18 protein-coding genes are annotated in these 22111 nt (G+C 63.2%); 10 read left to right on the forward strand and 8 right to left on the reverse strand.

Annotated features, from left to right (window positions below; all coding sequences use genetic code 11):
* Positions 1-603: 603 nt before the first annotated feature.
* Positions 604-1065 (reverse strand): Lrp/AsnC family transcriptional regulator, encoded by a 462-nt coding sequence (locus tag JQ567_RS21640; protein ID WP_212440671.1) that lies wholly within the window; start codon positions 1063-1065, stop codon positions 604-606.
* A 138-nt stretch (positions 1066-1203) separates the two neighbouring features.
* On the opposite strand from JQ567_RS21640, the gene JQ567_RS21645 reads away from it, so the two are divergent.
* The 3 genes from JQ567_RS21645 (at position 1204) to bla (ending at position 6324) form a co-directional block, all read left to right on the forward strand.
* On the forward strand, positions 1204-3570 hold the full coding sequence (locus JQ567_RS21645; RefSeq protein ID WP_212440672.1) for a transketolase: 2367 nt from the start codon (positions 1204-1206) through the stop codon (positions 3568-3570).
* Between the two features lie 287 nt (positions 3571-3857).
* Entirely contained in the window at positions 3858-5288 is a 1431-nt protein-coding gene (locus JQ567_RS21650) for an aldehyde dehydrogenase family protein (RefSeq protein WP_212440673.1), read from the forward strand.
* A gap of 145 nt (positions 5289-5433) precedes the next feature.
* Positions 5434-6324, forward strand: coding sequence for a subclass B3 metallo-beta-lactamase (gene bla, locus JQ567_RS21655; protein ID WP_212440674.1), 891 nt, complete (start codon positions 5434-5436; stop codon positions 6322-6324).
* A gap of 28 nt (positions 6325-6352) precedes the next feature.
* Here bla and JQ567_RS21660 read toward each other — a convergent pair whose 3' ends face one another.
* Positions 6353-7318 (reverse strand): SMP-30/gluconolactonase/LRE family protein, encoded by a 966-nt coding sequence (locus JQ567_RS21660; protein ID WP_212440675.1) that lies wholly within the window; start codon positions 7316-7318, stop codon positions 6353-6355.
* Between the two features lie 94 nt (positions 7319-7412).
* Between JQ567_RS21660 and JQ567_RS21665 the strand changes: the two genes are divergently transcribed.
* Positions 7413-8231, forward strand: coding sequence for an NAD(P)-dependent oxidoreductase (locus tag JQ567_RS21665; RefSeq protein WP_212440676.1), 819 nt, complete (start codon positions 7413-7415; stop codon positions 8229-8231).
* 118 nt (positions 8232-8349) lie between these two features.
* On the opposite strand, the gene JQ567_RS21670 is transcribed toward JQ567_RS21665, so the two are convergent.
* Complete coding sequence (locus tag JQ567_RS21670; RefSeq protein ID WP_212440677.1) at positions 8350-9042, reverse strand: GntR family transcriptional regulator; 693 nt, start codon at positions 9040-9042, stop codon at positions 8350-8352.
* Positions 9039-10046, reverse strand: coding sequence for a Gfo/Idh/MocA family protein (locus tag JQ567_RS21675; RefSeq protein WP_212440678.1), 1008 nt, complete (start codon positions 10044-10046; stop codon positions 9039-9041). The genes JQ567_RS21670 and JQ567_RS21675 overlap by 4 nt, the downstream gene beginning before the upstream one ends.
* A 168-nt stretch (positions 10047-10214) precedes the next feature.
* Between JQ567_RS21675 and JQ567_RS21680 the strand changes: the two genes are divergently transcribed.
* Positions 10215-11924, forward strand: coding sequence for an IlvD/Edd family dehydratase (locus tag JQ567_RS21680; protein ID WP_212440679.1), 1710 nt, complete (start codon positions 10215-10217; stop codon positions 11922-11924).
* 46 nt (positions 11925-11970) lie between these two features.
* Here the strand turns inward: JQ567_RS21680 and JQ567_RS21685 are convergent, their stop codons facing one another.
* Positions 11971-12774 (reverse strand): enoyl-CoA hydratase/isomerase family protein, encoded by an 804-nt coding sequence (locus JQ567_RS21685; protein ID WP_212440680.1) that lies wholly within the window; start codon positions 12772-12774, stop codon positions 11971-11973.
* Positions 12775-13044: 270 nt separating this feature from the next.
* Between JQ567_RS21685 and JQ567_RS21690 the strand changes: the two genes are divergently transcribed.
* Both JQ567_RS21690 and JQ567_RS21695 read left to right on the forward strand, forming a co-directional pair.
* A complete protein-coding gene (locus JQ567_RS21690) occupies positions 13045-14295 on the forward strand; it encodes an NAD(P)/FAD-dependent oxidoreductase (RefSeq protein WP_212440681.1) in 1251 nt (416 codons plus the stop codon).
* A gap of 97 nt (positions 14296-14392) precedes the next feature.
* Positions 14393-15379 (forward strand): sialic acid TRAP transporter substrate-binding protein SiaP, encoded by a 987-nt coding sequence (locus tag JQ567_RS21695; protein ID WP_212440682.1) that lies wholly within the window; start codon positions 14393-14395, stop codon positions 15377-15379.
* Positions 15380-15427: 48 nt separating this feature from the next.
* Here the strand turns inward: JQ567_RS21695 and JQ567_RS21700 are convergent, their stop codons facing one another.
* From JQ567_RS21700 to JQ567_RS21710, 3 genes are read right to left on the reverse strand one after another with little or no spacing between them, the layout of a single operon-like run.
* Positions 15428-16537 (reverse strand): mandelate racemase/muconate lactonizing enzyme family protein, encoded by a 1110-nt coding sequence (locus JQ567_RS21700; protein ID WP_212440683.1) that lies wholly within the window; start codon positions 16535-16537, stop codon positions 15428-15430.
* Positions 16538-16556: 19 nt separating this feature from the next.
* Entirely contained in the window at positions 16557-17465 is a 909-nt protein-coding gene (locus JQ567_RS21705; protein ID WP_212440684.1) for a ribokinase, read from the reverse strand.
* Between the two features lie 21 nt (positions 17466-17486).
* Complete coding sequence (locus tag JQ567_RS21710; RefSeq protein WP_212440685.1) at positions 17487-18380, reverse strand: sugar kinase; 894 nt, start codon at positions 18378-18380, stop codon at positions 17487-17489.
* 242 nt (positions 18381-18622) lie between these two features.
* On the opposite strand from JQ567_RS21710, the gene JQ567_RS21715 reads away from it, so the two are divergent.
* From JQ567_RS21715 to JQ567_RS21725, 3 genes are all read left to right on the forward strand, one after another.
* Complete coding sequence (locus JQ567_RS21715; protein WP_212440686.1) at positions 18623-19477, forward strand: VOC family protein; 855 nt, start codon at positions 18623-18625, stop codon at positions 19475-19477.
* A gap of 171 nt (positions 19478-19648) precedes the next feature.
* The gene (locus tag JQ567_RS21720) at positions 19649-20356 is read left to right on the forward strand and encodes a TetR/AcrR family transcriptional regulator (protein ID WP_212440687.1); all 708 of its coding nucleotides are present in this window, start codon (positions 19649-19651) and stop codon (positions 20354-20356) included.
* Between the two features lie 798 nt (positions 20357-21154).
* The gene (locus JQ567_RS21725) at positions 21155-21964 is read left to right on the forward strand and encodes an ABC transporter permease (protein WP_212440688.1); all 810 of its coding nucleotides are present in this window, start codon (positions 21155-21157) and stop codon (positions 21962-21964) included.
* The last annotated feature ends 147 nt before the right edge of the window (positions 21965-22111 follow it).

Genomic DNA, 22111 nt, shown 5'->3' on the forward strand with positions numbered 1-22111 from the left:
ATCCCGTCCCACTCAGAGGGCGTCGGCCGTCGTCACGGACGTTGGACGGGTTGCGGTGGACGCCGATGTTGCGAAGACGTAACGCGACAGAGGCGTACGGCGAAGGCGCGTGGTCCTGACACCCCGTTGCTGGTGTCAAGTTCCTGAGAGGCCAAACGCCGATCAGGGGCGACGGTGGCAAGAAAGCCCGTTCACCGGGGAGATCGCGTTATAAGCCGTAAAGCCATTGCGCAGGGAAGGCCGGGTGTTCTCCGCTGCCCTGTATGCTCGTGTGCACTTTGTTTTGTGCAAACCGCACGCGAGACCGCGGGTGCAGCGCGCACCCGGTCTTCCCTGCGCCCTCAGTTTGAGAGGGCAAGGAATTTCTGGCAAAGCTCGGGCGCAATGCGTCGCGAGAAGGCGGAGGCGTGTTTGGGATGATGGTGCCAGCTACAAACACCACCGTCGTCCCGGCCTTGAGCTCAGATGCGCAATTGCGCATCGGGGGACCCATACGCCGCGGCGGAGATTGTTGCGCACGATGGTCGACGACTTCCTTCAACAACAGATGACCGGGGTTATGGGTCCCGGCCTTCGCCGGGACGACGAGAGATAGATCTTTCCTCACACCGGCAGCGCGATCGAATACTTCACCTGGCTCAGCGCAAAACTCGACTCGATCGACGCAATCCCATCCAGCCGTGTCAGCTTGTTTTTCAAGAACGCCTCGTAGGACGACAGATCAGCGGCGACGACACGCAGCAGGTAATCGCGATTTCCCGTCATCAGATAGCATTCCAGCACCTCGTCCCATTTCGAGATCGCCTTGGCAAACCGGTTGAGGTCCTCCTCCTTCTGCCGCGCCAGCTTGATCGAGATGAAGACGCTGACATGCAGGCCGAGCGATTTCTGGTCGACGGTGGCGATATAGCGCGTGATGACGCCGCGCTCTTCGAGCAATTTCACCCGGCGGTGGCAGGGCGACACCGAGAGTCCGACCTTCTCGGAGAGCTCCTGCATGGTCATGCGGCTGTCGGATTGCAGCAGGCTGAGGATCTTGCGGTCGATGGCGTCGAGGGTAGGCATTGAAACAAACTCTGGATAATGGGGCTCGGATTGGTATTTTATCCCAATTTGAGACGGTATGTCGCGGGAAATTGAGATTTCTGGGGAGGCCAGTCCCGGTAAAATTTGGCTAGAATCCTTGAAGTCCGGAGCAACGCCATGCCCATCGAGCCCGCACGCCTGGAATCATTGTCCGCGCTGGCACGCAAGGTACTCTGGCTGTCGTCGTGGACCATCCATCACGCCAATCACATCAGGCCCAACGCCGACGGCCTGAAGGTCGGTGGCCATCAGGCCTCATCGGCCTCGCTCGCCAATATCATGTCGGCGCTGTATTTCTCGGTGCTGCGGCCGCAGGACCGCGTCGCGGTGAAGCCGCATGCGAGCCCGGTGTTTCACGCCATCCAGTATCTGTTCGGGCATCAGACCCGCGAGAAGCTGGAGAATTTCCGCGGCTTCAAGGGCGCGCAATCCTACCCGTCGCGCACCAAGGACGCCGACGACGTCGATTTCTCCACCGGCTCGGTCGGTCTCGGCGTGGCGCAAACCCTGTTCTCCTCGCTGGTGCAGGATTACGTCAAATCGCATGGCTGGATGAAGGATCGTCCCGAGGGGCGCATGATCGCGCTGGTCGGCGACGCCGAAATGGATGAGGGCAATATCTTCGAGGCATTGCTCGAGGGCTGGAAGCACGGACTGCGCAACACCTGGTGGGTGGTCGACTATAACCGCCAAAGCCTGGACGCCGTGGTGCGCGAAGGGCTCTGGGAAAAATTCGAGTCCATGTTCCGCAATTTCGGCTGGGACGTCAGAATCGTGAAATACGGCACGTTGATGCAGGCGGCATTCGCTGAACCCGGCGGCGAGGCGCTGCGGCGCTGGATCGATAATTGCCCGAACCAGATGTATGCCGCGTTGTGCTTCCAGGGCGGTGCCGCGTTCCGCAAGCATCTGCAGGACGACATCGGCGATCAGGGTCTGGTGACGCAACTGATCGACCGCCGCAGCGACGAGGAGCTTTTGGCGCTGATGTCCAATCTCGGCGGCCACGACATGACCAGCATGATCGATGCCTTCGAGTCGATCGATCATGATCGCCCGGTCTGCTTCATCGCCTACACCATCAAGGGCGTCGGGCTGCCGATGCAGGGCCACAAGGACAACCATGCGGGTCTGATGACGGTCGCGCAGATGGAAAAATGGCGTGCGGCGCAGAACATCCGCCCCGGTCATGAATGGGAGAAGTTCGAAGGGTTGTCGCAGGACCCGGCGAAGCTCGAAGCGTTCCTCACCGAAGCGCCGTTCAACGCCGAGGGCCGCCGGCGCCTGACCGCGCCCGTGATCGATGTACCCGAGCGGCTTGCCTTCAAGCCGGCGGCGCAGATGTCGACCCAGCAGGGTTTTGGCCTGGTGCTCAACGAACTGGCGCGCGGTGACACTGAACTGGCCTCGCGCATCGTCACCACCTCTCCTGACGTGACGGTGTCGACCAATCTCGGCGCCTGGGTCAACCGGCGCGGGCTGTTTGCGAAGGCGGAAAACCACGATCTGTTTCGGCAGGAGAAAATCCCCTCGACCTTCAACTGGGATTTTTCGCCGAAGGGACAGCACCTCGAGCTTGGAATCGCCGAGATGAACCTGTTCATCATGCTTTCTGCGCTCGGGCTGTCGCACCAGATCAACGGCGAGCGGCTGCTGCCGATCGGCACGCTGTACGATCCCTTCATCCAGCGCGGCCTCGATGCGATGAATTACGCCTGCTACCAGGACGCGCGCTTCATGGTGGCGGCGACGCCGTCGGGCATTACGCTGGCGCCGGAGGGCGGCGCGCACCAGTCGATCGCAACGCCCCTGATCGGCATCGCACAGGACGGCCTGGCCTCATTCGAGCCGGCCTTTGTCGATGAACTCTCCGTGATCATGGGCTGGGGATTCCAGCACATGCAGCGCGAAGCCGGTGAGGGCGGGTCGGTGTATCTGCGGCTGTCGACCCGGACCATCGACCAGCCGCAGCGGATCATGACACCGGACCTGCAGCGCGAGATCACCGACGGCGCCTATTGGCTGCGCAAGCCCGGTGCGAATTGCGACGTCGTGATCGCCTATACCGGCGCGGTCGCGCCCGAGGCGATCGAGGCGGTCGGCTTCATCGGAGAGAGCCACCGGGACGTTGGACTATTGGCGGTGACCTCGGCGGACCGCCTGCATTCTGGCTGGACCGCGGCGCGAAAACTGCGCCGCGACCGCCGCGGCGTTCAGCATCTCAGCCATATCGAACAATTGCTGGCGCCGCTGCCGCGCGACTGCGGCATCGTCAGCGTGATCGACGGCCATCCGGCGGCGCTGGGCTGGCTCGGCAGCGTGCGCGGCCACCGGGTGGAGGCGCTGGGCGTCGAGCAGTTCGGCCAGACCGGCACCATCGCCGACCTCTACCGCCACCACGGCATGGACGCCAACGCCATCATCGATGCGGCGGAAAGCCTCACCGTCGGGGCACCGGTGCGGCATCGGAAAATGGCGGTGTAGTCGTCGCCCCGGCGAAGGCCGGGGCCCATACTCCGCAGCGGAGGTTGTGTTTAGAACGTATCAATCAACGTGGCAAAATGAGAGTTCACGGCGTATGGGCCCCGGCCTTCGCCGGGGCGACGGTTACCGTCTTGCATCCGTTACACCACTGACCTTATATCCGGTGCCCGCCGCAACGCGGCATCCCGCATATGGCGGGTTCAATTGCCGGGATTTTCGTGCAAGGATGCCTGCCGAACGCCCCCGTTCCCTTAATCCTTCCGCCCTGTGAAATAACGAGGTTTCCGATGGTCAACCGTATGCAATTCTACATCGACGGCGCCTGGGTCGATCCCGCCGTCAAGAAGTCCACGCCCGTCATCAATCCGGCGACCGAAGAGGCGATGTATGAGGTTGCGCTCGGCTCGAAGGCCGATCTCGACAAGGCCGTCGCTGCCGCCAAGCGCGCCTTCGTGACCTTCTCCCAGACCAGCCGCGAGGAGCGTGTCGCGCTGCTGGAGAAGATCATCGAAATCTACAAGGGGCGCATGAAAGATATCGGCGCTGCCGTGTCCGACGAAATGGGCGCGCCGCTGCCGATGGCAGAGCGGCTGCAGGCCGGCGCCGGCCTCGGCCATATCGCCTCCACGCTGGAGGTGCTGAAGAACTATCATTTCGAGGAAAACCTCGGCACCGCCACGGTGCTGCGTGAGCCCGTCGGCGTCATCGGCATGATCACGCCGTGGAACTGGCCGCTGAACCAGATCGCCTGCAAGGTCGCGCCCGCGCTTGCCGCCGGCTGCACCATGATCCTGAAGCCGTCGGAATTCACGCCGACCTCGGCACTGATCTTCGCCGAAATCCTCCATGAAGCCGGCGTGCCGAAGGGCGTGTTCAATCTCGTCAACGGCCTCGGCCCCGAGGTGGGTGCCGCGATGAGCGAGCATCCGGACATCGACATGATCTCGTTCACCGGCTCGACCCGCGCCGGCGTCGATGTCGCCAAGCGCGCCGCGCCGACCGTGAAGCGCGTCAGCCAGGAACTCGGCGGCAAGTCGCCGAACGTGATCCTGGAAGGCGCCGACCTCACCAAGGCCGTCACCGGCGGCGTCATGCACATGTTCAACAACTCCGGACAATCGTGCAACGCCCCGTCGCGGATGATCGTGCCGCTGTCGAAGATGAAGGAAGTCGCCGCCATCGCGAAGGCGGTTGCCGACAAGACCAAGGCGGGCGATCCGCGCGCTGATGGCACCACGATCGGTCCCGTGGTGTCCCGCATCCAGTGGGACAAGATCCAGGCGTTGATCAAGAAGGGCATCGACGAGGGTGCAACCCTCGTCGCCGGTGGTCCCGGTCTGCCCGAGGGCGTCAACAAGGGCTTCTACGTGCGCCCGACCATCTTCGCCGACGTCACCAACGACATGACCATCGCCCGCGAGGAAATCTTCGGGCCGGTGCTCACGATCCTCGGCGCCAAGGACGAAGCCGAAGCGGTCAAGATCGCCAACGACACGCCCTATGGTCTGGCCGGTTACGTCACCGGTGACACCGTCGAAAGCGCGCGCCGGGTCGGCCGACAGATCCGCGCCGGCAACGTCAACCTGCAGGGCGTTCCGAACGACCGCACCGCGCCGTTCGGCGGCTACAAGCAGTCCGGCAACGGCCGCGAGTGGGGCAAGTACGGCCTGGAAGAATATCTCGAAGTGAAGGCGGTCGCCGGCTACAACGCCGCGTGAGCTGATGCGGCGCTAACGCCGTCGATTCTAAGAGTGCCGGCTGCCCTAAAGCAGCCGGCATTTTTTGTTGAATTGAGTCGTCGTGCGGCGGACGTTGCGCATGGCGCGAAGAATGAAGAATGAAAAGAAAAAAGGGAGAGCGGATATGAGGAAACTGGTCATTGCGCTTGTCGCGCTATTGCCGTTGACCGGCGCAGCGCAGGCGCAGAGCCTCAAGGATCTGCTCGCGACGCTGCTGGTGAAATGGAACGAGCCGACAGAGCCGTTCAAGATCATCGGCAACGTCTACTATGTCGGCACCAACGGCCTGTCATCCTATCTGATTACGTCGCCGCAAGGTCATATCCTGGTCGATACGGTGATGCCGGAGGCGACCTCGCAGATCAAAGGCAACATCGAGAAGCTTGGCTTCAAGGTCACCGACATCAAATACTTGCTGAACACCCACGCCCATATCGATCACACCGGCGGCCTCGCCGAAATGAAGGCGGCGAGCGGCGCCCAGCTTGTCGCCGGTGAAGCCGACAAGCCTTTGCTCGAAGGTGGCTACTATCCCGGCGCGCGGGAGGAAACCGTGCTGAATTTCCCGCCGGTCAAGGTGGACCGCACCGTTCGCGAGGGTGACACGGTTGCGCTCGGTGACGTGAAGATCATCGCGCGCGAAACGCCTGGCCATTCGCCGGGCTGCACCAGCTGGGAATTTTCGGTGAAGGACGGCGATGCGACCCGCTCGGTCTTGATCTTCTGCAGCGGCACCGTGGCGCTGAACCGCCTCGTGACCAACCCGACCTATCCCGGGATCGTCGCCGATTACCGCAAGACCTTCGCGCGGGCCAAGGACATCAAGGTGGAGGTCCTGCTCGCGCCGCATCCGGAAATGTACAAGATGCAGGAGAAGCGTGCCAAACTCGGCGAAGGCGCGCCCAATCCGTTCGTCAATCCCGGTGAGTTCAACGCCTATGCCGCGACGCTGGAAAAGGCGTTTGAAGAGGGACTGGCCAAGCAAACCGCCGCCGCGCAGGAGAAGAAGGGCTGAGCCGGCGCGGTGAGGGCAGGGCGCGGAGCTATCCCCCGAGCGCGCCCTGCGTGTTCACATACAGCGCGTAGATCGACTGGCTCGCGGCCATGAACAGCCGGTTGCGCTTCAGGCCGCCGAAACAGAGATTGGCGCAGCGTTCGGGCAGCGCGATGCGGCCGATCATGACGCCGTCGGGCGCGAACACCACGACGCCGTCGAGTTCGGGATCGCCCATGCCCCAGCCGCACCACAGATTGCCGTCGATGTCGGAACGCATGCCGTCGGGCGTGCCGGGACCGGCATCGACGAACACGCGCTTGTCGGAAAGTGTATCGCCGCCGGGTGAGACGTCGTAAGCGAGGATCTTGCGGGTCGGCACGCCCCGGGATTCGATGACGTAGAGAATCTTCTCATCCGGCGAAAAGCAAAGCCCGTTCGGCCCCAAAATACCTTCGGCGACGATGGTGGCCTTCCCGGTGGCGCCATCGATCCGGTAGACATTCATGTCGAGTTCGGGCTCGGCCTTGTAGCCCTCGTAATTGCCGAGCAGGCCGAAAATCGGATCGGTGAACCAGATCGAACCGTCCGATTTCACCACGACGTCGTTCGGCGAATTCAGCCGCTTGCCGTTGAAGGAATCGATCAGAACGGTAATCGATCCGTCATATTCCGTGCGGGTAACGCGGCGGCCGCCATGTTCGCAGGTGATCAGCCGGCCCTGGCGGTCGCGGGTATGGCCGTTGGCGAAATTCGACGGCTTGCGGTAGTGGCTGACCGCGCCAGTCTCCTCTTCCCATTTGATGATGCGGTTGTTGGGAATGTCGCTGCACAGCAGATAGCGCCCGTCGCCGAACCACACCGGCCCTTCGGCCCAGCGCATGCCGGTGGCCAGCCGTTCCACCGCCGAAAGCTTGAGCCAGTATTTCTCAAACCGCGGATCGAGCGCGTGAATCGCCGGATCGGGATAATAGGTCGCCGGCTGCCAGCCGGCGCGGGGTGTTGCCTCGGACATTTGCTGTTCTCGTTGCTGTTGCGTTTCCTCGCAGATTGGTTTGCTATCATTGTCGGCCAGCGACCGCAAATCGGTCGCAACGAAGAGGAAAGAAATGCCACGCATATTGATGACCGGCGCTGCCGGAGGTATCGGCACCAGCCTGCGCAAGCTGTTGCCGCCGATCTATCCGGATCTGCTGCTGAGCGATCTCGCGACGCCTGCTGATCTCGGCGCGAACGAGAAATTCAAGGCGGCGGATCTGGCCGATCCCGCGCAGGTCGAGGCGATCTGCGAGGGTGTCGACGGCATCCTGCATTTTGGCGGCTATTCGGTCGAAGGCCCCTGGGACTCGATCCTGCAATCCAACATCATCGGTTGCTACAATCTGTTCGAGGCGGCGCGCAAGAAGGGTGTCAAGCGCGTGGTGTTCGCTTCATCCAACCATGCGGTCGGCTTCTACCCGCGCCATCACCGGATCGGCACCGACGTCACCGCGCGTCCCGACAGCCGCTATGGCGTCAGCAAGGTGTTTGGCGAAGCGGTCGGCTCGCTCTATGCCGACAAGCACGGGCTTGGGGTGACGTGTCTGCGCATCGGCAATTTCGGCGACAAGCCGCTGGACCACCGCCGGCTCGCGATCTGGCTGAAGCCGGAAGACCTGGTGCAACTCTGCCGGATCGGGCTCGACCATCCCGACATTCATTTCGAGATCTTCTACGGCGCCTCCTACAACGAGCGCGCCTGGTGGGACAATCACCGCGCCTACGAGCTCGGCTATCGCCCGACCGGCCGCGGCGAAGATCATCGCGAGCATGCGATGGCCGAGCAGGCCAAGCTCAAGCCCGATCTGGTCAGCGATTTCTACCAGGGCGGCACGTTCTGCGGCATGGAGTTCGACGGCGACAGGGGCAGGATCGTGGATTGGAAGTGACGCCCTTCGGCGTCATTCCGGGGCGCATCGAAGATGCGAACCTCAGATGTGCAATTGCACATCGGGGAATCTCGAGATTCCGGGTCTGGTCCTGCGGACCATCCCGGAATGACAGCTGCTATCTCGCGGCCTCATCTCCCGCGATGCGGGCGAGATAATCCGACTTGCTGAACTGCATGTGATCGACGCAGAGCTGCGCCAGCGCCCAGTTGTCGCGTCCTTTCAGCAGTTCGATCATGAATTCGTGCTGGCGCCGTGACAGCGCCAGTCCCTCTTTGTCGGCCAGATTCTTGGCGCGCATCGGCAGCGTCAGGTTCATGTAGTCCTGCAGCGAGCGCACCAGATAGGGATTGCCGCAGGCGGAGAACAGTGCGACGTGAAAAGCGTCATTGGCCTCATGGATGCCGCGTAGATCCTGCGCGTCGGCCTTGGCGCAATATTGCCGCTGCAATTCGCTCAACTGCTCGATCAGGCTTGCTGGCGCGGGCAGGGCGATCATCAGCGCCGCCTGCCGCGTCAGCATTTCCCGGACCTCGTAGATCTGCCGCACTTCCTCGGCCGAATAGAACCGCACGGTGGCGCCGATATTCTTCTCGCGCAGCACGATGCCCTGGCGCTCAAGCTGAAACAGGCCCTGGCGCACGAAATGCCGGCTGGCGCGGTAGCGCGTCATCAGCGTGTCTTCGACCAGCCGCGAACCCGGCGCGAAGCGGCCGAAGATGATGTCCTCTTCCAGCCGGCGGATCACTTCCGCCTGCTCTTCCTCGCGCGTCAGCGCGGAAATCTCGGTCAATGCTTCCTGCGGCTTCATTGCAAAGCCTCCCAGCCTGACAGCCGATAGCAATCCTCGACCAGCCGCAACGTCTCCAGATTATCCTGCGGCGCGGTCTCGAACGGCGTGTTGTCCCGCAATGATTGCACGAAGTGCGCAATCGTCCGGTTATAGGACCCCTGATACTCGGTAGCGAGATCGTAGACCCTCTGCTGCGGCGAAGCACCCGAGCAGATGAGTTGTGGCCCGTCGAGCTTGATGGCGCCCATGTCGCCGAGAATTTCGAGCCGGTCGATCTGGGTGGCCGGATGCCCGTGCGCGGCAAAGCTCGCAAACACCGTGACGCCGGCGCCATTGCCAGCCTGGAGCTGGATCACCGCGCCGTCTTCGCCCACGAGCTGCTCGCTCGAACGCGAAAGCGCAGCCGCCGTCACGCGCAGCGGCCCGAGCAGCATCCGCAGCGTATCGAGGTGATGGATCAAGACCTCAGCGACCAGCATACGTTTTTCGCGGCGCATGAAGGGCTGTCGCTCCAGGGCCGGACAAAGCCCGTCGGGTCCCGGCAGCACGCCCGACGTCAGCAGCGTGAGCTGCGCCTGCTTGACGTTGCCGATGCGGCCCTCGCGCAGCCAGACTGCGGCGTCGCGATAATATCCGCGAAAGCGCCAGTTCTCGTGCACCATCAGCCGGGTCAGGTCGCGGACCTCGGCAGCGAGGTCGGTTGCCTGCTGCAGGTTAGGCGCCAGCGGCTTCTGGCAGAGCACCGGCAGGCGCTTGCTTGCCGCGAGCCGGACCAGCGGCGCGTGCATCTCACGTGGCGCCGCGATGTCGATGGCGTCAAGATCGGTCTCCGCCAGCATCGCTTCGGCGCTGGCGTAGATCCTGGGTATCTCGAATTCGGTTGCGCGGCGTGCGGCGTTGTCGGCCGAGGGATCGGCGGCCGCAACAACGCGCGCCTGATCTGCTATACCGGCCCAGGCGATCAGATGGTGGCGGCTCACCATGCCGGCGCCGACAAGGCCAATGCGGAACGGCTTGTTCATGGATGCTCGCTTCCGATCATCGCTGGAAGTCAGCACGCACGGATATTATTGTCAATAATAGCGTATGATCGGGGGCGAATAGCGCAGCTTTCGGCGCCGAATATCAAATATTGACAATAATAACGCAGACTCCTTTAGTGCGAGCCTGCAGCGATGGGGAAGAACAAGATGGCTGATGATGGACTTCGCAAGGGACTGGCAAGTTATGGCGATGCTGGCTTCTCGCTGTTCCTGCGCAAGGCCTTCATCAAGGCGATGGGCTATTCCGACGATGCGCTCAACCGCCCGATCGTCGGCATCACCAACACCTACAGCGACTACAATCCCTGCCATGGCAATGTGCCGCAGATCATCGAGGCGGTGAAGCGCGGGGTGATGCTGACCGGCGCGATGCCGATGGTGTTTCCGACCATCTCGATTGCCGAAAGTTTTTCGCATCCGACTTCGATGTATCTGCGTAACCTGATGGCGATGGATACCGAGGAGATGATCCGCGCCCAGCCGATGGACGCCATTGTCGTGATCGGCGGTTGCGACAAGACCCTGCCGGCGCAAATCATGGCCGCGGTCAGTGCGGATCTGCCGACCGTCGTCATTCCCGTGGGACCCATGGTGGTCGGGCATCACAAGGGCGAAGTGCTGGGCGCCTGCACGGATTGCCGACGGCTGTGGGGAAAATACCGCGCCGGTGAAATCGACGATGTCGAGATCGAAGCCGTCAACGGCCGCCTCGCGCCATCGGTTGGCACCTGCATGGTGATGGGCACGGCGTCCACGATGGCGTGCATCACCGAAGCGCTGGGCCTGTCGCTGCCGATGAGCGCGACGATTCCGGCGCCACACGCCGAACGCTTCCGTTCCGCGGAAGCGAGCGGCAAGGTCGCCGCCGCGTTGGCCAAGGCGAAGGGGCCGCGGCCGAGCGAGTTTTTGACCGCGTCGTCGTTCCGGAACGCGCAAGTGGTGCTGCAGGCGATCGGCGGCTCGACCAACGGCCTCATTCATCTGACCGCGATCGCCAACCGCACCAAGCATCGCATCGATCTCGAAGGCTTCGACAAGCTCGGCCGCGAGGTGCCTGTCCTGATCGACCTGAAGCCATCGGGTGAGCATTACATGGAGCACTTCCATCATGCCGGCGGCCTGCCGAAGCTGATGGCGCAGCTCGGCGACCTCATCGATCTCGATGCCAAAACCATTACCGGCGCGACCCTGCGCGATGTCGTGGCCAACGCCGAGGAAGTGCCGGGGCAGGACGCGATCCGTCCCCGCAACAATCCGATCAAGCCGGAAGGCGCGATGGCGGTGTTGCACGGCAACCTTGCGCCGCGCGGCGCCGTGATCAAGCATTCGGCGGCAAGCCCCAAGCTCTTGCAACATACCGGCCGTGCGGTCGTGTTCGAGTCCGTCGAGGACATGACGCTGCGGGTCGACGATCCCGCGCTCGACGTCAATGCCGACGACGTGCTGGTGCTGCGCAATGCCGGGCCGAAGGGCGCACCGGGCATGCCGGAAGCGGGCTATCTGCCGATTCCAAAGAAGCTCGGCCGCGCGGGCGTCAAGGACATGGTCCGGATTTCCGACGCGCGCATGAGCGGGACGGCGTTCGGTACCATCGTGCTGCACATCACGCCGGAATCCGCCGTCGGCGGTCCGCTGGCGCTGGTGAGGAACGGCGACATGATCCGGCTCGACGTCGCCAAACGCAGCATCGATCTCTTGGTCGATGATGCCGAACTCGAAAAGCGCCGTGCTGCCTTGGCGCCGCTAACCACGCCCGATTGGGCGAAGCGCGGCTACGCGCATCTGTTCAACGAAACCATCCTGCAGGCCGACGAAGGCTGCGATTTCGATTTCATGCGCGGCGAGGGCAAGGGCTAAGGAGCCCAACGCGTTCGGCTGGTTTGCATGGCGCTGCGGCGGTCGCCTACTTCCCCTTGCTGGTGAACTTCTTCACCGCAACACGGAAATCGTCGGTGTGCATGGCGTCGATGATCTTCTCTTCCTCGGCATCGAGCTGCTGCCTGACCGGCGTCACCGCGGCCTGGTAGACCAGTGACTTGGTACCGCTGATCGCCGATGGCGGGTTCTGCGCCAATCGCTCGGCGAATTTTTGCGTCGCCGCCTTCAGTTCTGCGGCCGGAACAACCCTGGCGACCAAACCCCAATCGTAAGCCTGCTGCGCCGAAAAACTGTCTTCAGCGAGAAATAGCTGCAGCGCACGGCGGGTGCCGACGGTGCCGACCATGCCGACGGTGCTGCCGCCATCCGGCGACACGCCGATCTTGGCGTAAGCCGGCGTGAAGCGGGCGTCCTCGGCGGCGATGCAAAGATCCGTCACGAAGGCGAGGCCCATGCCGGCGCCGGCCGCCGAGCCGTGAACGCTCGACAGTACGATCTTCGGCATCCGCCGGATGGTTTCGATGAAGGCGTGATAGTGCTTCAAGAGTTCGCCGACCACTGGCGCAATGGTGTCTGCGGCTGCCGCAGCACCGATGGTCTGGAGATCGCCGCCGGCGCTGAAGGCGCGGCCTTCGCCCTGGATCACCAGCACTCTTATCGCGTCATTGCCCTCGACCTCGGCGCCAAGCTGTTCCAGCTTTTTCGCGATTGACAGGTCGATCGAGTTGAACGCCGCGGGCCGGTTCAGCGTGATGGTCGCAATCGGACCTTCGATCGTGAGCCGTGCCGGCTCATCGGATGGGGCAGCGGTATGATCTTGTGTCGTCATCGGAAAATCCTCCGGGCGGAACGGACGCCGCGCATTTAAATAGCAGAAGCCTGGGGGAGACAATCCCGGACCCGGCCGCAGGATGCGGCCTTATCCTCCCTTCCGGGGCAGGGACGCCCTTGCGCGTTGCCAAACCTTGAGGCCTAATGGGGGTGCCCATCGTTCGGGACGCGGACACGAGCGCCGCTCTCACGAGGCGAGCAAGCCAACATCAGCAGTGAGAGGAGACGACGTGGGTAATTCCTGTGCGCCTGCAATTGGGTTGTCCCGATGACGCAAGGATCTGTTGTGCAGGGGCCTGTCGTGCAAGGGCCTGTTGTAATCGTCGGCGCCGGACATGCCGGCTTTCAGGTTGCCGCCTCGCTTCGCCAGCACGGCTTTGCCGAGCGCATCGCACTTCTGAACGATGAGGGCCATCTGCCATACCAGCGGCCGCCCTTGTCCAAGGCCTATCTGAAGGGAACCGGCGGGCCTGACAGCCTGATGTTCCGGCCGGAAAAATTCTTTTCCGACCAGAAGATCGAGCTGATCTCCGACCGGGCGGTGTCGATCGACCGCGGGGCGCATAAACTGTTGCTCGGCTCCGGTTCCTTCCTCGACTATGGCCACCTCGTGCTGGCGACCGGCGCGCGCAATCGCCTGCTCGACATTCCCAACGCCAATCTGGAGGGCGTGCGCTATTTGCGCACCCTCGACGAAAGCGAGGCGTTGCGGCACCGGATCGGATCCGGTCAGCGCGTCGTCGTGATCGGGGCCGGTTTCATCGGACTGGAATTCGCGGCGACCGCCCGGGGCAAGGGCCTGGAAGTCGACGTGGTCGAACTCGGCACCCGCGTGATGGCGCGCGCGGTAACCGCTGAAATCTCCGAATTCTTCCAGGCGAGCCACACCGCGGCCGGCATTCGCATTCATCTCGGCGTGCAGGTCACGAGCATCGAAAGCGACGGAGGCAAGGTCACCGGTGTCAGCCTCAGCGATGGCCGGCATATGCCTGCCGATCTCGTGGTGGTCGGGGTCGGTGTCCTGCCGAACGTCGAACTGGCGGCCGAAGCCGGCCTGCCGGTGGCGGCCGGCATCATCGTCGACGAACATCTGCTGACGGCCGATCCGGATATCTCGGCGGTCGGCGATTGCGCGCTCTATGCCAGCCCGCGCTTTGGCGGGTCGCTGCGGCTCGAATCCGTGCAGAACGCCACCGACCACGCGCGCTGTGTCGCGGCGCGGCTCACCGGCGATGCCAAAGTCTATGACGGGCTGCCATGGTTCTGGAGCGACCAGGGTCCCCACAAGCTTCAGATCGCGGGTTTGACGACGGGCTATGACCAGGTGGTGGTGCGCGGCGATCGCGGGCAGGGGGCGTTCTCCGCCTTTTGCTACAAGTCCGGGCAACTCGTCGGCATCGAATCCGTCAACCGCGCCGGGGATCACATGTTCGGCCGGCGCCTGCTGGCCGCCAACGGCTCGATCGGGCCGGAGCAGGCGGCTGATAGCAGCTTCGATCTGAAGAGCGCGCTGACTTAAATCGGAGTGCCGCCAGTCCACTTGCATCGGCGAACCATTTCGGCAACGCTGTAGAAAGCCCGCCAGAGGCTTCCGGGAGTCAATCGGGGAGGGTAGCATGTCCGCCTGGACACGCTGTCTGATGCTAAGCAGCGCCATCATCCTTGCCATGGTCATGGCCAGCCCGACCTCGGCCCAGACCAAGCTGCGATGGGCGCATGTCTACGAGATCACCGAGCCCTACCACACCGAAGCGCTGTGGGCGGCGAGCGAGATCAGGAAACGCAGCAACGGCAAGTTCGATATCGAGGTGTTTCCGGCTTCCCGGCTCGGCAACGAGAATCAGCTCAATGAGGGGCTTGGGCTCGGCACCGTCGATATCGTCTATGTCGGCATCAACTTCGTCGCGGCAACCTACAAGCCGCTCGGCATCACCGGCGCGCCGTTCATGCTGCGCGATTTCGACCATTGGAAGGCCTATCGCGCCAGCAAGCTGTTTGCCGACCTTGCGAAGGACTATGAAGACAAGACCCGGCACAAGATCGTCGCGCTGACCTATTACGGGCAGCGTCATGTCACCGCCAACAAGCCGATCAGCAAGCCCGAAGACATGAAGGGCATGAAGCTGCGTGTGCCGCCGGCGCCGCTGGTCCTGATGTTCACCAGATCCGTCGGCGCCAACGCAACGCCGATCGCATTCTCCGACGTCTATAATGCGCTCCGGCAAGGTTTGGTCGACGGTCAGGAGAATCCGCTGCCCACGATCATGGCCAAGAAATTCTACGAGGTGCAGAGTCACATCGTGCTGACCGGCCACATCACGGAATCGATGGTGACGGTGATCGGCAGCCACGTCTGGAACAAGCTGAAGCCGGACGAGCAGAAGCTGTTTGTGGATGCGATGAAGGAGGCTGCTGCGAAGGCGACGGAGTCGATCGAGGCTTCCGAGCGGGTTTTGGCGACACAGCTCAAGAAGCTCGGCATGACCGTGGTCGAGCCGGATCGCGAGGCATTCCGGCAAGCGGCGGTTCCGCTGCACAATGATGCCTCCGCCGGCGCCGGATGGACGCGGGCGCAATACGACGAATTGCAGTCGCTGAAGTGACAGCCGCGTTTCGATGCCCCTGACGCGCATTTTCCCGCTCAGGTGACGTCACGTCCCCACGACGATCGGCGTGAACGCCTGCAGCTTGGCGATGGCCTGCCAGTCCCACGCGATGCCGATGCCGGGCGCCGACGGCGGCTTGGCCTTGCCGTTCTCGATCGCAAGGCGGGTGGTGGTGATGGTGTCGAGCTGCGGGATCCACTCCACCCAGGCCGCATTCGGCACGGCGGCGCACAGCGAGACGTGCAATTCCATCAGGAAATGCGGACAGATCGGAACGTTGAAGGTTTCAGCGAGGTGGGCGACCTTGAGCCACGGTGTGATGCCGCCGATACGCGCCACATCCGCCTGCACGATCGAGCAGGCGTCGCGCTGCAGATATTCGCGGAAGTGGCTCGGGTGATAGATCGACTCGCCGACGGCGATCGGCAGCGACGTCGAGGCCGCCAGCCGGACGTGGCCGCCGAGGTCCTCCGCCGGCAGCGGCTCTTCGAACCAGGCAAGGTCGAGCGGCTCGTAGAGCCGCGCGCGGCGGATCGCTTCGCCGACGGTGAAGGCCTGATTGGCGTCGACCATGATCTCGAATCCGGGCCCGACGGCCTCGCGCACCGCCGAGAGACGCGCGATGTCCTCGCTGACATGCGGCCGGCCGACCTTGATCTTGGCGCCGCCAAAACCCTGCGCGCGCACCGCGAGCGCATCGTCGACCAGCGCCTGCGGTTCGACATGCAGCCAGCCGCCTTCGGTGGAGTAGACCGGCACGGCGGCTTGCGCGCCGCCGGCCTCCTTCCAGAGCGGCCGGCCCGCCGCAAGGCATTTGACGTCCCACAGCGCGGCATCGATGGCGGCGAGTGCGAGGCTGGTGATGGCGCCGACCGCGGTCGCATGGGTTGCGAAAAACAGGCTTTTCCAGATCGCCTCGATGTCGAGCGGGTCGCGGCCGAGCAGCCGCGGCGCCAGATGATCCCGCAGCAAGCCGACGACCGACGAGCCGCCGGTGCCGATCGTATAGGTGTAGCCGGTGCCGACGACGCCGTCGCTGGTGTGAATGCGCACCATCGGGGTTTCCTGCGCGGCGAACGACTGGATCGCGTCGGTGCGCACCGTCTTTGGAACCAGGTCGACCTGCAGGATTTCGACGCGTTCGATCTTGGCCATGGTTTTCCTTCTTGTTGGCTCAGATAGCGGCCGCTACTTCCGCGGCCGTCGGCATCGAGGGTGCTGCGCCCATCCGTTGCACGCAGATCGACGCCGCGGCATTGGCATAAGCGAGGGCGTCGCGGATGGCTTTTCCATCCGCCAACTGCGCCGCGAGCGCACCGACAAGGCAATCGCCGGCGCCGGTGGTATCAACCGCCTTCACCTTGCGGCCGGGGATGACCGACGGCTGACCGTCGATCATCGCAAGCACGCCGCGGCTGCCCAGCGTCACGCAAATGATCTGATCACGGTTTGACGGCAGCAACCGGACAGCTTCGATGAAGCGGGCGTCATCATCGGTATCCCGAAGTTCGGTGCTGGCGAGAAGCCCAAGCTCAGTCTCGTTGAGAACGAGGATGTCGACGAGATCGAGCAGTTCGCGTCCGAACCGGGTCGCGGGCGCGGGGTTGAGGATCGTGGTCGCACCGGCAGCGCGGGCGCGCCTGAAGAATGCAGCGATCGTGGGTAACGGGATTTCGAACTGGCTGACTGCGATGTCGCCCTTGGCGAGAACGGGCGCGCCGATATCTTCAGTGCTCACCAGCGCATTGGCGCCGGGCACGACGACGATGGTATTGTCGGCATTGGCGATGGTGATGAGCGCCGTTCCGGTATGGGCCTCGGCTGTGTCCTTGACGAAGGTGAGGTCGACGCCCTGCGCGGCGAGAAACGTCCGTAATTGCTGCCCGAAGGCATCCGTTCCCAGCCGGCCGATCAGCGTGGTGGGCGCGCCGAGCTTGGCGGCCGCCACCGCCTGGTTGGCGCCCTTGCCGCCGGGAAAATACAGCACCGCATTGCCGGCGACGGTCTCGCCGACAAGCGGATGCCGGTCGGCGGTCGCCACCACATCCATGTTGATGCTGCCGGCGACGAAGACGCGCCCCATCTTTATCCCCACATCACGCGGTCAGGCCACGACCGCGAACTCCTGCTTGACGGCGTCGATATCGGGTAGTGTCGGCAATCCCGCTTCGTTGCCGAGGCGCTGGATCTTGAAGGTCGAGGCGGCGCGCGCAAATTCGAAATGCTCATGCCAGCCTTTGCCGGGGTTGCTCAAATAGGAATAGACGTAGGCGCCGTGGAAGACGTCGCCTGCGCCGTTGGTGTCGATCACGCGCTCACGCGGGATCGGAAGCGCGGGCAGGCTGCGGACGGAGCCTGTCTCATCGTACCACAGCAAGCCCTTTTCGCCGAGCGTGACGCCGCCGACGCGGCAGCCGCGGCTCTTGAGATAGTCCAGCATCGCTTCGGGCGTCTTGTCCATCTGCTCGCACAGCCGCTCCGCGACGATGGCGACGTCGATGAACTCCAATAGCTCATGGGTATTGGTGCGCAGGCCGCCCCCGTCGAGCGAGGTCAGAATACCGTCCTCGCGGCACAGCTTGGCATAATGGATCGCGGCGTCCGGCTGGTGGCCGTCGATATGCAGCGCGCGGCATCCCCTGAGATTGAGGATCGGAAAAGGGTGGATGTGTTCGTCGTCGCGGCAGCGCACGATGGCGCGCTTGCCGTCTTTCGGCATGATGAAGGACAGCGAGGAAGAGTTGACCTTGCGCGGATGGATCGAGATCCCGTATTTCGCGCTCATGTCCTGAAACATGCGGCCGAGCCAGTCATTGGCGACGGTTGCAATCAGGTCCGGCACGACTCCGAGCTTGGCGCAGCAGAACGCCGCCGTGACGGCGTTGCCGCCAAACGACACTGCGTAGGCCGAGGCCACATGCTTTTCATCGCCGGTCGGCATGTGGTCGGTGATGAAGGTAACGTCGATATAGGTCTGTCCGATGAAGAGGGCCTGCATTCGTTTTCCGTCATTGTACTTCAGAGTATTGGGCTGAAGGGTGGGTCCGGCCCGGCGCGTTACATTAGCACTGCTTGTCGGATGCATTCGCCGAAATTATTCGCAACCGTGCCGTGTTTGCGGCTTGAGAAGGGCATTTGAGGGGATTAGGACCGTCCTGAGGCATTGCAGCATGCCCGTCATAACGGCTGACCGCGCTCCGGGGTTCCGGACGGTGCGACAAAAGGGGGAGGGCGTTTGCCGTGATTACAGGTCTCGATCATGTGGTCGTTCTCACCGGCGATATTTCGGCGGGCGAGGCGGCCTATCAGTCGCTGTTTGGGCGGACGCCGGCCTGGCGCAACAGTGGCGACGGCGCCGAGCGCGTGTTGTTCACGCTTGATAACGTGACGCTGGAATTGATGACGCCGCGCGGCGACGGCGAGGCGGCGGAACGCATCCGCGCCGTGCTCGCGGCGCAGGGTGAGGGGCTGGCGAGCCTTTGTTTTCGCACCAACGACATCACGAAATTGCATCGCAGGCTCGACCGGCTGACCCTGAAGCCGGAGCCGGTCGCCGAGGTCGAAAGCCGCGATGCGGTCACGGAGGCGACCTTGTCGTGGAAGCGCACCCGCGCCGCCACCGATGCGACGCGTGGCATCCGGATGTTCTTCCTCGAACTGGCAAAGGAGCGCCCGCTGTCGGTGCGAACCGGGCCGGCATCGATCACCGCGATGGATCATGTCGTGGTCTCGACGCCGGATCCCGAGCGGGCCGCCGCGCTCTATGGGGCGCGGCTCGGGCTCGACATGGCACTCGACCGGTCGCATCCGGACTGGGGCCGGCTGATGTTCTTCCGCTGCGGCGATCTCATCGTCGAGGTCACACACCGGCCGGGCAAGCCGGCGGACGGGGCACAAGATAAACTCCACGACAGGCTGCGGGGCCTGTGCTGGCGCGTCGCCGATATCGACGCCACCCATGCGCGGCTGACGGCTGCCGGTGTCGACGTCTCCGAAATCCGCACCGGCCGCAAGCCGGGCACGCGGGTGATGACCGTGCGCAACGGCACCTGCGGCGTGCCGACGCTGCTGGTGCAGCCTTCGGTGAAGCCGTAGGGTGAGCGGCCGTAGGGTGGGCAAAGGCGCGCTTGCGCCGTGCCCGCCATTCTTTTCGGCAAAACAAGATGGTGGGCACGCTTGCGCTTTGCCCACCCTACGTTCTGACGCTTCTCGCAATAACGGGGATAGCGTGCTAAATCCCGTATATGCGATCATTGAGCGATTGAATTGGCAAAGGCAAAACGTGTTCTGAAATGGCAGCGCGACCCCGAGGGCATGCGGATCCGCATTCTCGAGGCCGCCAAGCAGGAATTCGCCGCCCACGGCCTAGCCGGTGCGCGCGTCGACCGGATCGCGGCCAATGCCGGCGCCAACAAGCGCATGCTGTATTATCACATCGGCAACAAGGAGGACCTCTACCTCGAAGTGCTCGAAGGCGCCTATGAGCAGATCCGCGCCGAGGAGCGCGGGCTCGATCTCGAACATCTCGATCCGCCGGAAGCGATCGAACGGCTGATCGATTTCACCTGGAACTACTTCATCCGCAATCCGGAGTTTTTGGCGCTCCTCAACACCGAGAACCTTGCCAAGGCGCGCCACCTCAAGCGCTCGACCAAGGTCAAATCGATGCACTCGCCGTTCGTCGAGATGATCCGCACCGTGGTCAATCGCGGCGTCGAAAGCGGCGACTTCCGCGTCGCGGTCGATCCGGTCCAGCTCTATATCTCGATCGCGGGCCTGTGCTTCTTCTATCTGTCGAACAGCGCGACGCTGAGCGTGATCTTCGGCCGCGACCTCCTGAAGAAGGAGGCGCGGGACGAGCGCCTCGCCCACATGGTCGCGCTGGTGCTGGCGGCGCTGACCGGAAAATCCACCGCGGATTTCGGCAAGCCGAAGCCGGCGGGATTGCGGGCTCCGGCGCATCAGCCGGTGTGACAAAACTCGCGTCTTCCCGGCGCTTTCCGCTGTCGTCCTCCGCGAAAGCGGGGGACCCAGTACGCCGCGGCTTCTCGGTTCAATCATTGGCGTCTCTGGAATACTGGATCACCCGCATGCGCGGGTGATGACAACTGAATATGTGTTCGCGATCTCGCGACGCATTACGCCCGAGCTTTGCCAGAAATTCCTTGCCCTCGATTGAGAGGGCGCAGGGAAGACCGGGTGCGCGCTGCACCCGCGGTCCCGTGTGCAATTTGCACAGAAAAATGCGCACACGAGCATACAGGTCCAGCGGAGAACACCCGGCCTTCCCTGCGCAATGGCTTTACGGCTTATATCGTGCTCTCCCTGGTGAACGGGCTTTCTTGCCACCATCGCCTACGGATTGCTCCATAGACTTGACGCCAGCAACGGGGCGCCAGGACCACACGACTTCGCCGTACGCTTCAGTGCCGTTCGTCGCCGGCACTTCAGCGTCCACCGCAACCCGTCCAACGTCCGTGACGACGGCCGACGCCCTCTGAGTGGGACGGGATGGCCACTATGTAAACTGATTTGCCGTTCTGGAAAACAGAAATATTTTTGATACTTGGGCTTGACATCATTTCCGGAAATCAGAATTGATTTGCCCGTCGGGTTGATTTGTCGCACCTCCCCACGTCATTCCCCGATGCGCAATTGCGCATCGGGGAATGACGGTCCAAGACGGCTCAAAATGTCACAGGGAAGCCACTGGACAGTATTTATCCAACGGGTTAATTTCTCGCCGACAAGAACCTGATCAGGGAGCGAGACGTGGCCGAACCAAAGGGCCCCAGCGGCGTGACCAAAGCGCTCAACGCGGCGTGGGTGCGGCCGTTTTTGTTCCTGATTTTCATCGTCGTGATCTGGGACCTGACCATCCGCGTGTTCCGGATTCCCGCCTACCAGATCCCGGCGCCCGGCGATGTCGTAGCCGTGCTGTGGACCGACTGGCCGGAACTGCTGCGGCAGGCCTGGCCCACCACCTACGCCACCATCTGCGGGTTCCTGCTCTCGGCCGTGTTCGGCATTCCCGTCGCCATGCTGATCGCGGGATCAAGGACGGTGGAAAGCTACGTCTATCCGCTGCTGGTGTTCTCCCAGTCCGTGCCGAAGATCGCGATCGCGCCGCTGTTCGTGGTCTGGTTCGGCTTCGGCATCATTCCGAAAGTGATCTCGGCGTTTCTGCTGGGCTTCTTCCCGGTGGTGGTGTCCGCGGTGCAGGGCTTCAAGTCGGTCGACCCTGATATGGTCGATCTGGCGCGCGCGATGCAGGGCAGCCGCTTCAGGGTATTCTGCGCCGTCAACCTGCCGCATGCGATGCCCGCGATTTTCTCTGGCCTGAAGGTCTCGATTACGCTGGCCGTGGTCGGCGCCGTGGTTGGCGAATTCGTCGGCTCCAATTCCGGCATCGGCTATGTGCTGCAGCGCTCGATCGGCACCTTCGATCTGCCGACGATGTTCGCCGCGCTGGTGATTCTCGCGCTGCTGGGCGTGATCCTGTTCTGGATCGTCGACCGGATCGAAAGCCTCGTCATTCCCTGGCATGTCAGCCAGCGCGAGGACATCATCTTTGCTTCGTAAGTGAGACAAGGGAGACGCCGTCATTGCGAGCGAAGCGAAGCAATCCATCGAGCCACAACGGAAGAATGGGTTACTTCGTCGCTAATGCTCCCTTGCACAAACGCTTCGCGTTTGTTGCAGGCAATGACGAACAACAAAAGTGAAAAC

It is taken from the genome of Bradyrhizobium sp. AUGA SZCCT0431, from assembly GCF_018131065.1.
GTDB lineage: Bacteria > Pseudomonadota > Alphaproteobacteria > Rhizobiales > Xanthobacteraceae > Bradyrhizobium.

Bases quoted from the DNA above. Each gene is read 5' to 3' on its own strand.
- JQ567_RS21640 (WP_212440671.1), bottom strand. From the start codon at position 1,065: ATGCCTACCCTCGACGCCATCGACCGCAAGATCCTCAGCCTGCTGCAA.
- JQ567_RS21645 (WP_212440672.1), top strand. From the start codon at position 1,204: ATGCCCATCGAGCCCGCACGCCTGGAATCATTGTCCGCGCTGGCACGC.
- JQ567_RS21650 (WP_212440673.1), top strand. From the start codon at position 3,858: ATGGTCAACCGTATGCAATTCTACATCGACGGCGCCTGGGTCGATCCC.
- bla (WP_212440674.1), top strand. From the start codon at position 5,434: ATGAGGAAACTGGTCATTGCGCTTGTCGCGCTATTGCCGTTGACCGGC.
- JQ567_RS21660 (WP_212440675.1), bottom strand. From the start codon at position 7,318: ATGTCCGAGGCAACACCCCGCGCCGGCTGGCAGCCGGCGACCTATTAT.
- JQ567_RS21665 (WP_212440676.1), top strand. From the start codon at position 7,413: ATGCCACGCATATTGATGACCGGCGCTGCCGGAGGTATCGGCACCAGC.
- JQ567_RS21670 (WP_212440677.1), bottom strand. From the start codon at position 9,042: ATGAAGCCGCAGGAAGCATTGACCGAGATTTCCGCGCTGACGCGCGAG.
- JQ567_RS21675 (WP_212440678.1), bottom strand. From the start codon at position 10,046: ATGAACAAGCCGTTCCGCATTGGCCTTGTCGGCGCCGGCATGGTGAGC.
- JQ567_RS21680 (WP_212440679.1), top strand. From the start codon at position 10,215: ATGGCTGATGATGGACTTCGCAAGGGACTGGCAAGTTATGGCGATGCT.
- JQ567_RS21685 (WP_212440680.1), bottom strand. From the start codon at position 12,774: ATGACGACACAAGATCATACCGCTGCCCCATCCGATGAGCCGGCACGG.
- JQ567_RS21690 (WP_212440681.1), top strand. From the start codon at position 13,045: ATGACGCAAGGATCTGTTGTGCAGGGGCCTGTCGTGCAAGGGCCTGTT.
- JQ567_RS21695 (WP_212440682.1), top strand. From the start codon at position 14,393: ATGTCCGCCTGGACACGCTGTCTGATGCTAAGCAGCGCCATCATCCTT.
- JQ567_RS21700 (WP_212440683.1), bottom strand. From the start codon at position 16,537: ATGGCCAAGATCGAACGCGTCGAAATCCTGCAGGTCGACCTGGTTCCA.
- JQ567_RS21705 (WP_212440684.1), bottom strand. From the start codon at position 17,465: ATGGGGCGCGTCTTCGTCGCCGGCAGCATCAACATGGATGTGGTGGCG.
- JQ567_RS21710 (WP_212440685.1), bottom strand. From the start codon at position 18,380: ATGCAGGCCCTCTTCATCGGACAGACCTATATCGACGTTACCTTCATC.